Origin of the sequence: Qipengyuania gaetbuli, from assembly GCF_020171365.1 — a bacterium.
GTDB classification, from domain to species: Bacteria; Pseudomonadota; Alphaproteobacteria; order Sphingomonadales; family Sphingomonadaceae; genus Qipengyuania; species Qipengyuania gaetbuli_B.
Genome location: NZ_JAIUZO010000002.1, coordinates 211,417 through 224,578, shown reverse-complemented (window position 1 = coordinate 224,578; position 13,162 = coordinate 211,417). Strand labels below are relative to the sequence as shown.

General features: G+C 65.3%; 14 protein-coding genes. 10 read left to right on the top strand and 4 right to left on the bottom strand.

Annotated elements, in window-relative coordinates; all coding sequences use genetic code 11:
* Positions 1–6: 6 nt before the first annotated feature.
* The 8 genes from mce (at position 7) to LCL94_RS01485 (ending at position 8,196) form a co-directional block, all read left to right on the top strand.
* Positions 7–456, top strand: a complete 450-nt coding sequence (gene mce / locus LCL94_RS01520; protein ID WP_224830693.1) for a methylmalonyl-CoA epimerase — start codon at positions 7–9, stop codon at positions 454–456.
* 22 nt (positions 457–478) lie between these two features.
* Positions 479–2,635, top strand: coding sequence for a methylmalonyl-CoA mutase (scpA, locus tag LCL94_RS01515; protein WP_224830692.1), 2,157 nt, complete (start codon positions 479–481; stop codon positions 2,633–2,635).
* Positions 2,632–3,063 (top strand): lysozyme inhibitor LprI family protein, encoded by a 432-nt coding sequence (locus tag LCL94_RS01510; protein ID WP_224830691.1) that lies wholly within the window; start codon positions 2,632–2,634, stop codon positions 3,061–3,063. Before scpA ends, LCL94_RS01510 begins: the two co-directional genes overlap by 4 nt.
* Positions 3,060–4,070 (top strand): biotin synthase BioB, encoded by a 1,011-nt coding sequence (gene bioB / locus LCL94_RS01505; protein ID WP_224830690.1) that lies wholly within the window; start codon positions 3,060–3,062, stop codon positions 4,068–4,070. Before LCL94_RS01510 ends, bioB begins: the two co-directional genes overlap by 4 nt.
* 235 nt (positions 4,071–4,305) lie before the next feature.
* The gene (locus tag LCL94_RS01500; RefSeq protein WP_224830689.1) at positions 4,306–5,091 is read left to right on the top strand and encodes a heme-dependent oxidative N-demethylase family protein; all 786 of its coding nucleotides are present in this window, start codon (positions 4,306–4,308) and stop codon (positions 5,089–5,091) included.
* 129 nt (positions 5,092–5,220) lie between these two features.
* Positions 5,221–5,661, top strand: coding sequence for a hypothetical protein (locus LCL94_RS01495; protein WP_224830688.1), 441 nt, complete (start codon positions 5,221–5,223; stop codon positions 5,659–5,661).
* A 70-nt stretch (positions 5,662–5,731) separates the two neighbouring features.
* Positions 5,732–7,753 (top strand): acetyl/propionyl/methylcrotonyl-CoA carboxylase subunit alpha, encoded by a 2,022-nt coding sequence (locus tag LCL94_RS01490; protein WP_224830687.1) that lies wholly within the window; start codon positions 5,732–5,734, stop codon positions 7,751–7,753.
* A gap of 182 nt (positions 7,754–7,935) precedes the next feature.
* Positions 7,936–8,196 (top strand): hypothetical protein, encoded by a 261-nt coding sequence (locus tag LCL94_RS01485; RefSeq protein WP_160607369.1) that lies wholly within the window; start codon positions 7,936–7,938, stop codon positions 8,194–8,196.
* Between the two features lie 6 nt (positions 8,197–8,202).
* On the opposite strand, the gene LCL94_RS01480 is transcribed toward LCL94_RS01485, so the two are convergent.
* Genes LCL94_RS01480 through LCL94_RS01465 form a run of 4 tightly spaced genes read right to left on the bottom strand, consistent with a single transcriptional unit; the run spans position 8,203 to position 11,118 of the window.
* Complete coding sequence (locus tag LCL94_RS01480) at positions 8,203–8,664, bottom strand: GNAT family N-acetyltransferase (protein ID WP_224830686.1); 462 nt, start codon at positions 8,662–8,664, stop codon at positions 8,203–8,205.
* 2 nt (positions 8,665–8,666) lie between these two features.
* A complete protein-coding gene (locus LCL94_RS01475) occupies positions 8,667–9,437 on the bottom strand; it encodes a cyclase family protein (protein ID WP_224830685.1) in 771 nt (256 codons plus the stop codon).
* An 11-nt stretch (positions 9,438–9,448) separates the two neighbouring features.
* Positions 9,449–10,558 carry a 3-dehydroquinate synthase gene (gene aroB / locus LCL94_RS01470; RefSeq protein ID WP_224830684.1) on the bottom strand — a complete coding sequence of 370 codons (1,110 nt, stop codon included), beginning with the start codon at positions 10,556–10,558 and terminating at the stop codon, positions 9,449–9,451.
* The gene (locus LCL94_RS01465) at positions 10,549–11,118 is read right to left on the bottom strand and encodes a shikimate kinase (protein ID WP_222553067.1); all 570 of its coding nucleotides are present in this window, start codon (positions 11,116–11,118) and stop codon (positions 10,549–10,551) included. The genes aroB and LCL94_RS01465 overlap by 10 nt, the downstream gene beginning before the upstream one ends.
* Positions 11,119–11,189: 71 nt before the next feature.
* Between LCL94_RS01465 and LCL94_RS01460 the strand changes: the two genes are divergently transcribed.
* Positions 11,190–11,330 (top strand): hypothetical protein, encoded by a 141-nt coding sequence (locus LCL94_RS01460; RefSeq protein WP_170289991.1) that lies wholly within the window; start codon positions 11,190–11,192, stop codon positions 11,328–11,330.
* Positions 11,327–13,162: a hypothetical protein gene (locus LCL94_RS01455; RefSeq protein WP_224830683.1), complete on the top strand. Its 1,836-nt coding sequence runs from the start codon at positions 11,327–11,329 to the stop codon at positions 13,160–13,162. The genes LCL94_RS01460 and LCL94_RS01455 overlap by 4 nt, the downstream gene beginning before the upstream one ends.

Genomic DNA, 13,162 nt, shown 5'->3' with positions numbered 1-13,162 from the left:
GAGACCATGAAACTCGGCCGTCTGAACCATATCGGCGTCGCCACGCCCTCGATCGAGGAATCGGTGCGCTATTACCGCGACGTGATGGGCGCGACCTCGTTCCACAAGCCCTTCGACCTGGAGGCGCAGGGGGTGAAGGTCTGTTTCGTCGACACGCCGGGCGAAAACGGAACGCACGGCACGCAGATCGAGCTGATCGAGCCGCTCGGCCCCGACAGCCCCATCGCCAAGTTCCTCGAAAAGAACCCCGCCGGCGGGCAACACCATGTCTGCTACGAGGTCGAGGATATCGAGGACGCGCGCACCTGGTTCGAGGGACTGGGCAAGCGCATCCTTGGCCCGACGCGCATCGGCGCGCACGGCACGCCGATCTTCTTCCTCCACCCCAAGGACATGATGGGCCAGCTGACCGAAATCATGGAAACGCCCAAGGACAATGCGCACTGGTCGAACTGACGCTGTGCCACTGGAAATCGAAATGACTGACAAGCCGACCTATGACGACTGGAAGCCCCTCGCCGACAAGGAGGTGAAGGGCCGCGACCTGACCTGGCACACGCCCGAGGGCATTGCGGTGAAGCCGCTTTACACGAGCGAGGACACGCAGGGGATCGACCCCGGCGTGCCCGGCATCGCGCCCTTTACGCGCGGGCCCTATGCCTCGATGTACACCGGCCGTCCGTGGACCATCCGCCAGTATGCGGGCTTCTCGACGGCCGAGGAATCGAACGCCTTCTATCGGCGCAATCTCGCGGCGGGACAGAAGGGGCTGAGCGTGGCTTTCGACCTCGCAACGCACCGCGGCTATGACAGCGACCACCCGCGCGTGGTCGGCGATGTCGGCAAGGCGGGCGTCGCGATCGACACCGTGCGCGACATGGAAATTCTCTTCGACCAGATCCCGCTCGACGAGATGAGCGTCTCGATGACCATGAACGGCGCGGTGATCCCGGTCATGGCCTTCTACATCGTCGCGGCGGAGCGGCAGGGCGTCTCGCAGGACAAGCTCGCCGGGACCATTCAGAACGACATCCTCAAGGAGTTCATGGTCCGCAACACCTATATCTATCCGCCCGAACCGAGCATGCGGATCGTTTCGGACATCATCGCATATACCTCGGCCAACATGCCGAAATTCAACAGTATTTCGATTTCGGGCTATCACATGCACGAAGCCGGGGCGACCGCCGTGCAGGAGCTCGCCTTCACCATCGCCGACGGCAAGGAATACGCCAAGCGCGCGATGGAAGCGGGCCTCGATATCGACGCCTTTGCGCCGCGCCTGTCCTTCTTCTGGGGCATCGGCATGAACTTCTTCATGGAGATCGCCAAGATGCGCGCCGCCCGCGCGCTGTGGCACGATGTCATGTCCGAACTCGGGGCGCAGAACGAGAAATCGAAGATGCTGCGCACCCACTGCCAGACTTCGGGCGTCTCGCTGCAGGAGCAGGACCCCTACAACAACGTCATCCGCACCACGATCGAAGCGATGGCGGCGGTGCTGGGCGGCACGCAGTCGCTCCACACCAATGCGCTGGACGAGGCGATCGCGCTGCCGACCGACTTCTCCGCCCGCATCGCGCGCAACACGCAGCTGGTGATCCAGGAAGAAACGGGCGTGACCAAGGTCGCCGATCCGCTGGGCGGCAGCTATTATATCGAGAGCCTGACCGCCGCGCTGATCGAGGAGGCGCAGAAGCTGCTCGACGAGGTCGAAGCGGCCGGCGGCATGACCGAATACGTCGCCAGCGGCAAACCCAAGGCGCAGATCGAGATGGCCGCTGCGGCCAAGCAGGCCAGCGTCGACAAGGGCGAGACCGTGATCGTCGGCGTGAACAAGTACCGCCTGCCGGAAGAGGCCGATATCGACACGCTCGACATCGACAACCACGCCGTCCGCCAGAGCCAGATCGCTCGCCTCAAGGCCGTGCGCGAAGGCCGCGACGAGTTCGCCTGCAAGGCCGCGCTCGATGCGCTGGCGCGCGGGGCGGCGCAGAAGGAAGGCAACCTGCTCGCCCTCGCGGTAGAGGCGGCGCGCCAGGATGCGACGCTGGGTGAAATCAGCCAGGCGATGGAAGACGCCTATGGCCGCTACGACACAATGCCGCGTCCGGTGCGCGGCGTGTATTCGGAAGCCTATTCGGACGACACGCGCTACCGGCAGGTGGTCGAAGGCGTGAAGGCGGTCGAGCGTCGCCTTGGCCGTGCGCCCAAGCTGATGGTCGCCAAGATGGGTCAGGACGGCCACGACCGCGGCGCCAACGTGATCGCCTCCGCCTTCTCCGACATGGGGTTCGAGGTCGTTTCCGGCCCGCTGTTCCAGACGCCGGAGGAAACGCGTGACATGGCGCTCGAAAACGATGTCGACGCCATCGGGGCGAGCAGCCTTGCGGCGGGCCACAAGACCCTCATTCCCGAACTCATCACCCTGCTGAAGGAAGCGGGCCGCAGCGACATCAAGGTGATCGCCGGCGGCGTGATCCCGCAGAAGGACTACGAGTTCCTCAAGCGCGCAGGCGTGCAGGGCATCTACGGCCCGGGCAGCAATGTCGTGGAGTGTGCCGCAGACGTGCTGCGCCTGCTCGGCCACAACATGCCGCCTGCCGGAGAGGACCTTGACGAGGCGGCGGAGTGATCGCAGTCATTTTTGCAGCGCAGTTCGCTGCACTCCCGATACCCGAAGGTTGCGAACGGATTCGGGATGGCGCCCACAATGCCGAGTGCGCCGAACGCGCCTTGGAGGAGGCCGACAGCAAACTCGACGAGCTTCGCGGCAAGATCAGGTTGGTTGGCGACCGATTCTCGACCATGAGCCTCGATGGGGGCGGGGGCGACCCTTCCATAGATCCGCGCACCAAAATGCGGGAAATCTTCGATACGGCGGACCTCCAGTGGCATGCCTACCGCAAGGCTGAATGCGCTGCCCAGAATGTGACTCTGGAAGAAGGCTACGAAGACTTCGTCGCTTACAAGACCTGCCTCACTCTTCACGCCCGTATGCGCATCGCGTCGCTCGAAGCTGCATTCGGGCCCTACATCAAATTTCTCGAAAGTTCCGAATGACCGAAATCCGAACCGACTGGACCCGCGAGGAGATCGCGGGGCTGTTCGACCTGCCCTTTACCGAACTGCTGTTCCAAGCCGCCACCGTCCACCGCGAGTTCCATCCGCCCGAGCAAATCCAGCTCTGCACGCTGCTGTCGATCAAGACCGGCGGGTGTCCGGAAGATTGCGGCTATTGCTCGCAGTCGGTGAAGGCAGACAGCGGGGTCGAGGCGACCAAGCTGATGGAGGTGCAATCTGTCCTCCAGCGCGCCGCGCAGGCAAAGGATGCAGGCTCCCAGCGCTTCTGCATGGGCGCGGCATGGCGCAATCCCAAGGACCGCGACATGCCCGCGATCGTCGAGATCGTGAAGGGCGTGCGTGCGATGGGCCTCGAAACCTGCATGACGCTGGGCATGCTGACGCCGAAACAGGCGGAGATGCTCAAGGAAGCGGGCCTCGATTACTACAATCACAATGTCGACACCGGGCCGGAGTATTACGAGCGCGTGATCTCGACGCGCAACTACCAGGACCGGCTGGACACGCTGCAGAACGTGCGCGATGCGGGCATCAATGTGTGCAGCGGCGGGATCGTGGGCATGGGCGAGACGCGCGAGGACCGGGTGGGCTTCGTCCACACGCTCGCCACGCTCGAACGCCATCCCGAAAGCGTGCCGGTGAATGCGCTGGTGCCGGTCAAGGGCACGGTGCTGGGCGACATGCTGGCCGATACGCCACTCGCCAAGATCGACGATATCGAGTTCGTGCGCACCGTGGCGGTTGCGCGTATAACCATGCCCATGTCGATGGTCCGCCTTTCCGCCGGTCGCGAGAGCATGAGCGAGGCGACGCAGGCGCTGTGCTTCATGGCGGGTGCGAATTCGATCTTCACCGGCGACAAGCTGCTGACCGCACCCAATGCGGGCGACGACAGCGATGCGGCGCTCTTCGCCAAGCTGGGCCTCACCGCGCTCAAGCAGGAAGAGCCGATGCGCGCCTGCAAGGTCATGGAGCCTGCCGAGTGACCTATGGGGACCGCCCTGGCTTTTCCTTTTGGCAAAGGGCAGGTTGCGCGCTCTATGCGGTTGTTGGTGGACTTGCTTCCGCATACTTCATGCTAGCGGCGTCACTGGGCGATTGCGCTGAGACGACCAACTGCATCACCGAAACTGGGCGAGCGGTCATGTTCTACGGCGTCCCGACAGCGTTCTTCTCAGGCGGCCTGCTCATGTCTTGGCTTTTCCAGCGGCGCAACGACCGATGAATCTCGGCTTCTCCGTCGACGACTTGCTCCCCAAGGCACGCGGTGGCGGGGTGCTGAAGATGGGGCTCGCCAAGCTGGACGAGGACAAGTGGCTCCAGCCCGATCCCGACCTTGCTGCACGCGAGGCGGGGTTTGCAGCCTATCCGCAAGGCATCCAGATTTCGCCGGAGGGCGAGGCACCGGGGGCGGAGCTTGCCGCCATGCTCGGCCTGTCGGGCGGGCTGCCGGAAGCGGCCCGCACGCATCACGAGGACATGTGCCTTCTCACCCTTCGCGAAGGCGACGACCAGTACCGCTTGGTCGGTGCGGCGGTCGCATGGCCGTCGGACTGGACCCCGGCGGACAAGCTGGGGCTGCCCTTGCGCGCCCTCCACGCGCCAATCCAGGGCTACGAGGAGCAGCTCGCCAGCGGGGTCGACCATTTCATGGCCAAGCTGAAGGCAGGCGCGATTTACGGGCGCTGCAACTGGTTCATCGCTGCCACGGGCGAGCGGCGCTGGGTGGCGGAGCCTCCGGCACAGGCCTTTGCCCATGTGACCCCCGACAATGCGGGCGAGACGCTGTTCGTTCGCTCCGAACGCCAGACGCTGCGCCGCTTGCCCGAAACGGGCGCGATCCTCTTCACCATCGGCATCTACGTCTCGCCGCTGGGCGAATTGTCGCGCGGGAATGTGGAGCGGCTGGCGGGTGCGATGCGCACCCTGCTGGACGGCGAGGGCGACCGCCGCGGCGCCGGTGCCTATGCCGAAGCGCTCGTCGCCTATGCGGAAAAATCCAGCTGAGGCAGCCGCTTAGGCGCCTTCCTTGACTCCCGGCGGGAAAAGGCGTGTCTTTCGCGCCGCTGGGGGACAACAGCATCATTACAATTCGGATCGCTTCTCAGGGCCGCATTCCTTGAAGGGAGAGGACGTATGAAGAAGCTTTTACTCGCCGCAGCCGCAATCGGGCTCGCACTTCCCGCCGCACCTGCCATGGCCCAGGAAGGGCCGGAACGCATGGAAGGCGTGACCTGGGCCCGCGTGGTCCTGACCAAATTCAAGCAGGGCAAGCGCGGACGCGGGACGGAAATCATCCGCGACTATTTCGCCAAGGCCGACGGCATGACCGGCAAGAAGAGCGGCATCCACGGCATCCATCTCAACACCGGCGAATGGGACCTGATGTATGTCTTTCCCATGGAAGGTGGGCCGAACGACCTGACCTGGGCCACTTCGCCCGATGATGTCGCCTGGATGGAACAGCTGTCCAAGCTGGCCGGCGGCCGGGACAAGGCGCAGAAATTGCTGGAGGAATTCGATTCCCTCATTGCGCGCGAGACCAGCTACATCGGACACGCGCACGCCGATCACTGAGCATGACTTGAAGTGGCTCCGAAGGGGCGGCATAGGCTTAAGCATGACCTCTGCCGCTCCCGGAGCCTGAATGTTCAAGAAAATCCTGATCGCCAATCGCGGCGAAATCGCCTGCCGCGTCATCAAGACGGCCAAGCGCATGGGGATCGCCACCGTGGCGGTCTATTCCGATGCCGATGCGCGGGCGCCATTCGTGCGGATGGCGGACGAGGCGGTGCACATCGGTCCGGCCCCGGCGTCCGAAAGCTACCTCATCGCCGACAAGATCATCGCCGCCTGCAAGCAGACCGGTGCGGATGCGGTCCATCCGGGCTACGGTTTCCTGTCCGAACGCGCGAGCTTCGTGGAAGCGCTGGACAAGGAAGGCATCGCCTTCGTCGGCCCGCCGACCAAGGCCATCGCCGCAATGGGCGACAAGATCGAGAGCAAGAAGATCGCGCGCGAAGCGGGCGTGAACGTGGTCCCCGGCTTCGTCGGCGAAATCCGCGATACCGAGCATGCGGTCGAGATATCGAACGACATCGGCTATCCGGTCATGATGAAGGCCAGCGCCGGCGGCGGCGGCAAGGGCATGCGCCTCGCCTATAGCGAGAAGGACGTGCGCGAAGGCTTCGAAAGCGTGAAGCGCGAAGGCCTCAATTCCTTCGGCGACGACCGCGTCTTCATCGAGAAGTTCATCGAAGACCCGCGCCACATCGAGATCCAGATCCTCGGCGACAAGCACGGCAACGTCATCTACCTCAACGAGCGCGAATGCTCGATCCAGCGCCGCCACCAGAAAGTGGTCGAAGAAGCGCCGTCGCCCTTCGTCAGCGCCGAAATGCGCAAGGCCATGGGCGAACAGTGCGTCGCCCTGTCCAAGGCGGTCGGCTATCACAGCGCGGGCACGGTCGAACTGATCGTCTCCGGCGCCGACAAGACCGGAGAGAGCTTCTACTTCCTCGAAATGAACACCCGCCTGCAGGTGGAACATCCCGTCACCGAGGCGATCACCGGCGTGGACCTCGTCGAGCAGATGATCCGCGTGGCAGCAGGCGAGAAGCTTTCCATCACGCAGGACGACGTGAAGATCGACGGCTGGGCAATCGAGAACCGCGTCTATGCCGAAGACCCCTATCGCGGCTTCCTGCCGTCGACGGGCCGCCTCGTGCGCTACCAGCCGCCGGTCGAGCCCTGGGCCGACGACGGGGCGGAGAACGGCCGCCGCGGCGTTGCCGGTGTGCGCGTCGATGACGGCGTGTTCGAAGGCGGCGAGGTGTCGATGTTCTATGACCCGATGATCGCCAAGCTGATCACCTGGGGCGAAACGCGCGACGAGGCGGCAGACCTGCAGGTGCAGGCGCTCGACGCCTTCCGCATCGAAGGGCTGGGCCACAATGTCGATTTCCTCAGCGCGATCATGCAGCACCCGCGCTTCCGTTCGGGTGAACTGACCACCGGTTTCATCGCCGAGGAATATCCCGACGGCTTCGAGGGCGCAGCCGCCTCGGACGATCTGAAGCGTGTTCTGGCAGCCGTCGGCGGGGTCATCGCGACTGCCGATGCCGACCGCGCGCGGCGCATCGACCAGCAGCTCGACGGCGATTTCTACGCGCCGGGCGACTGGACCGTGCGGCTCGGCGAGACCGATTACCGCGTCGTGCTCGAAGAAGATGCTATCACGGTCGATGGCCAGCCGGTCGATCTCGACATGGAATACACGCCCGGCGAGACGATGATCGACCTCGAGGCGGAGGGCGAGGCGCTGACGTTGCAGCTGAAGCCCACACGCACCGGCTATGCCATCACCACGCGCGGCGCGACGCACAGCCTGCGTATCCTTCAGACACGCATCGCCCACCTCGCATCGTACATGATCGAGAAGGAGCCGCCGGATCTTTCGAAGATGCTCATCTGCCCCATGCCCGGCCTGCTGGTGAAGCTGCACGTCGCCGAAGGGGACGAAGTGCAGCCCGGCCAGCCGCTCGCCACGGTGGAAGCGATGAAGATGGAAAACATCCTTCGCGCCGAAAAACAGGCCGTGGTCGGCAAGATCAACGCGGGCGAGGGCGACAGCCTGGCGGTGGACGAGGTCATCCTCGAACTCGAATAGGCAAGCGGCTTGCGCGATTAAGGATAGTGCCGCGCAATCTTTTGAAAGGGTTGCGCGACATTCCTTGCGAATTTCGCTGCATTGCACCCAAACATGGTGAACGGGCTTTTACCGACTCGGTAAGCTGGAGATATTGAGGACCTTCGGTTCGCTTCTGACGCAACACGCACAGGAGTTATCGCATGGCACACAGGGGCACAGGCTTCTTCGATACCAGGGGCAATTACCACAAGACGCCCGAGGACGCGACGATCGCGGACCTCGCTGGCATTCTCGGAAAGATCGGCGAAGGCGACAGCCTCGCACCGGGCATTGCGCAGATGCTGCTGCAACGCCGCCCTGAAATCGAACGCCTTTTCGAAGAACACGACGCGATGCTGGCCGATTACCAGCCGGTCGGCGCAGGGGCCAAGGTCACCCGGCTCGAACCGCGCGCGGGCTGAGCAGGTTCATTCCGTCAGCGGGAGGTGGTAGCACTGGTTGTGCGGCCCGTTGACGTAGTCCGCAAAGGCATCGCCGCGTTCGAAACCGTATTTCGTATAGAGCCTGATGGCGGGGACGAACTCGTCCGAAGTCCCCGTTTCCAGGCTCAGCCGCGCAATCCCTTCCGCGCGTGAAAGGTCGATCAGCGCCTCCAGCACCGCTTTCGCAATTCCCTTGCCGAGATGTTCGGGCCGCGTGCGCATCGATTTCAGTTCCGCTTGCCCGCTGCCGAGCCGCTTGAGGGCACCGATGGCGACCAGTTCCTCGCCTTCCCATGCGCCCAGCACGGTCGTCTCGGGCCCCGAAAGGCCGGAGAGGTCGAGCGCGAAGCTGGTGCCGGGCGGTGACACGGCATCCATGTCCTGCTGGTGGAAAGCGATGAGGTCGCGAACCGCCGGGTCCGCCAGGCTCGCCTCGGCGATCCGCATGGTCAGTCTTCCACCATCGCGACCGCGCGGATCCAGCCTGCGCTGGCGCGCTCGATCTTCACGGGGAAGCAGCTGAAGGTGAAGCCGTGGTCGGGCAGGGCGGCGAGATTGGTCAGCTTCTCGATCTGGTAATAGGGCCTGATGCGGCCCGCCTTGTGGCCTTCCCAGATGATCGCGGGGTCGCGCTTTTCCGCCCAGCGCCGCGCGGTGTGGCTGAAGGGCGCATCCCAGCTCCATGCATCGGTGCCGACCACTTCCACGCCCCTTTCGGTGAGCCACAGGGTCGCTTCCGCGCCAAGGCCGACGCCCTGGTCGGTGAAATTCTCCGTCCCGTAAACCGCACCCGACTGGACGAGGACGATATCGAGCGGCTGGAGGTCGTAGCCGATCTTCTCGAAAGCCTGTTCCACCTCGGCTGCGCTCACCACGTGGCCGTGCGGCAAATGGCTGAAATCGAGCTTCACACCGGGGCGAAAGAACCGGTCGAGCGGCGCCTCGTCGATGCTGGGCGCGGCGCGCGCGCCATCGTCGGTCGTCGAGTGGTAGTGCCACGGCGCGTCCATGTGGGTACCGTTGTGGGTGGAAAGCTCCAGCATCTCCACTGCCCAACCTTCGCCGTCGGGCAGGTCCCTCTTTTCGAGGCCGGGGAAGAACATGGCGATCTGTTCCCACGTATTCTCGTGGGTCATGTACTGGATTTTCGGCCGCATCACCTCCGGGTCCGAGACCACGTCGTTGGTGATCGGGATGGACAGGTCGATGAAGCGCGTCATGCGTGGCAGTCCTAATGCGCCTGCAGCTGTTCGTCGAGGAACGCCGCGACATCGGCCAGTTCGACATCCTTCGCGAGGTGAGCATCACCGATGCCGCGCAAGAGGATGAAGGGCAGGGTGCCCGCATCCATCTTCTTGTCGTGCAGCATGTGATCGGCCAGCGCGCGTCCGTCGCACCTGAGGCCGAGGGCGGAAATCTCCGCCGGAAGTCCAGCGGTATCGACCGCGCGCGTGACGCGTTCGGCTGCGTCGGTGGAAATTTCCCCGCGCCGTGCGGAATAGCGGGCTGCCAGCACCATGCCGAGCGCCACGCCTTCGCCGTGGAGCAGGCGATCGGAAAAGCCCGTTTCCGCCTCCAGCGCATGGCCGAATGTGTGCCCGAGGTTGAGCAGGGCGCGCGCGCCGCTAGTCTCGCGCTCGTCCTCGGCGACGATCCGCGCCTTCATCGCAACGCTGGTAGCCACGGCGTGTTCGAGCGCAGCGGCATTGCCAGCCAGCACCCTGGCCCCGTTCGCTTCAAGCCAGTCGAAGAAGCCGGCATCGCCAAGGATTCCGTATTTGAGCACCTCGGCATAGCCGGCGCGCATTTCGCGGGCGGGCAGAGTGCCGAGCGCGTCGAGATCGGCCAGTACCAGGCCCGGCTGGTGGAACGCCCCGACGAGGTTCTTGCCCGCAGCGGTGTTGATCGCGGTCTTGCCGCCGACCGAACTGTCGACCTGAGCCAGCAAGGTGGTCGGCAATTGCACGAAGCCGCAGCCGCGCTTCAGGATGGCACAGGCGAACCCGGTGAGGTCGCCCACGACCCCGCCGCCCAGTGCCAGCACATGATCGCCGCGCTCCACCCCTTCGGCCAGCAGCCAGTCGGTCAGGCGGGCAAGGCTGTCCCAGCTTTTCGATCCTTCACCTGGCACGACCTCGTACCAGCGCGGCTCCTTGCCGGCAGCACGCAGCGATGCCTCGACCGCCTCGCCCCAGTGCTTGCGCGCATTGGCATCGGCGACGATCGGCACGCTCGCCTTGCGCAGGAACGGCGCGGCCTGTTCGCCGATGGCGGCCAGCAGGCCGTGCTCCACGCGCACTTCGTAGCTGCGCCCGGCCAGGGCGACGTCGATCACAGCCATGCGGCCAGTTCCTCCAGTATTCGGTTCACGGCTGCATCGTGCGGACCGTCGCCGGTCACGACGTGGATTTGCGCCTCGGCATAGGCAGGACCACGCTGTTCCTTCAGGTTGAACAGGATTTCGCGCGGGTCGCCGGTCTTGAGCAGCGGCCGTGTGTTACGGCGCGACGTGCGCTCGACCAAAGTGTCGAGGTCGCAGTCGAGCCACACCGCTACGCCCTTTTCCAGAACCAGTGCGCGGGTTTCGGGATCGACGAAGGCACCGCCGCCCGTCGCGATGACGCCGTGACCTTCTTCCATCAACCGCGCGATCACGCGGCGTTCGCCGTCGCGGAAATAGGCTTCGCCATGCTCTTCGAATATTTCGGAGACGCTCCGGTCGGCCGCCTTTTCGATCTCCTCGTCGGCATCGACGAAATCGCGCCCGAGCGCGCCCGCGAGCCGTCGCCCGATGCTGGTCTTGCCCACGCCCATCAGGCCAACGAGCACCAGCGGCCGGTCCAGCCTGCTGGCGATGCCGGCACGGTCCACCGTTTCGGAAGGCTTGTGCGCGTTGTTCATTGCCGCTCGGCCTATAGATGGGCTAGGGCGCGGGCAAGTCACACGGATTGTTGATCGAGGATACGAAAATCTTGGCCGTGAAACGCCCGCGCATTCTGGGGATCGCTGCGCTCGCCCTGCTGGCCGTGCTCGTCATCGCATGGATCGACGGCGGCGAAGAGCCGATCCGGCCGATTACCGAGCCTGTCGAAGTGCCGGAGATCGCCCGATGAGCCGCGGCTATTGGCTCGCTGGCGCGGCGCTCGTCCTGTCTTCCACGGTGGTGCTGGCCCAGCGTGCGCCGGAAAGCATCCTGCCGTCTTCCGCCAATACGCCCGTGCCGAGCCCGGCGCCTGCCCGCGCGCCAGCACCGGCCGCATCGCCAGCGCCCTCCGCCCCTGCGGGCCAGTCCGGTGAAGTCGTCCAGCCCCTGCCGAGCGCGCCCGAGCCGGTCGACACCTCTGGCATCGACCTGTCCGATATTCCCTCGGTCGAAGAACTCGAGGCGATGAGCACTGCCGAACTGGACGACGTCCTCGGCCTCAAGCCCCGCTTCGACATTCCGCCTGCCGCGCGCCGTTCGCTGTCGCGGGTCGGGGTGATCGCCGCTTCGGAAGGTGGTTTGCCGCCGCTCTCGCTCGCGAACCAGCCTGCCGGACTCGTTCGCGCCACGCTGGGAGGCATCCGCGGGCCCATGGTGTCGCGCTGGGGGCACATCCTCATGCGCCGCGCACTCGCCAGCCGTCTCGATGCGCCGCAGGGCATGAGCCCGATCGAATTCGCCACCCTGCGCGTGCGGGTGCTCAATTCCATGGGCGAATATGCCGCCGCCCGCGCGCTGGTGCAGGATATCGACACGGCGAACTATTCGCCTGCGCTGACGCAGGCCGCAGTCGATGCCTATATCGGCACGGCCGACATCGTCGGGGCCTGCCCTTCGGTCCGCCTCGGCACCGGCACGGACGAGATTGCCAATTGGGCCATGCTCGAAGGCATTTGCGCGGCATTCGCGGGCGAATCGCAGCGCGCCCAGAACGACCTTCGCCGCCTGCTCTCCCGCGCCGAGGGAGATGCGCGGATCGACGTGCTGCTGGCCCAGCGCTTCGCCGGGGCGGCAGGCGATGGTCGCCGCGCGGTGACGATCGAGTGGGACGGCATCGATTCGATGACGCCCTGGCGTTTCGCGCTGGCCAATGCGCTGGGCGAACCGCTTCCGGAGAACCTGACCGACGACCTGGGCGCGACCTACCTGATCTCCGAAGCGATCACGCCCGCCCTGCCGGTCACGCAGCGCATTCGCGGGGCCGACGTCGCGGCAGCTTCGGGCGTGCTCTCGGCAAAGGCCATCGTCGATCTCTATGGCCAACTCTACGCGGCGCGCACCGACGCGGGTGAGGGGCCTGCGCTGACCACCGCATCCCGCCTGCGCGATGCCTATGTCGATCCCTCGCCTGCCAACCGCGTCGCGGCCATCCGCGAGGTGTGGAGCGGCAGCGATGCCGATTACGGGCGCATGGTCCTGACCGCTTATGCCGCCGCGCGCGTAACGCCGAGCGACGATTTCGCCGATGACGCGGGCGAACTGATCGCCTCCATGCTGACTGCGGGCCTCGAACGCGATGCGCTGCGCTGGGGCGACGCTGTGGAGGCCGGAAGCCTCGGCTGGGCACTGCTGGCACTGGCCAATCCGCGCGGCGGGACGGTCAGCGACGGCCAACTCGACACGTTTTTCGATGACGATGACTCGCGAGACAGCCGCAAGTCGCGCATGCTGCTCGCCGGGCTTGCAGGCCTCGGGCGGGTGAACGAGGCGGAGATTTCCGAATATTCGCAGCGTCTGGAAATGAACCTCGGTGCGCCGACACGCTGGACGCAGATGATCGACCGCGCGGCCGCGGTGGAGAACCGTGCGCTCGTCGCCTATCTCGCCGGCCTCGGCATGCAGGGCGACAGCTGGGACCGCATGACCGCGCGCCACCTTTATCACATCGTTTCCGCGCTCAACCGCGTGGGGATGGAAGCCGAAGCCCGGATGATCGCCGCGGAGGCGGTCGCGCGGGCCTGA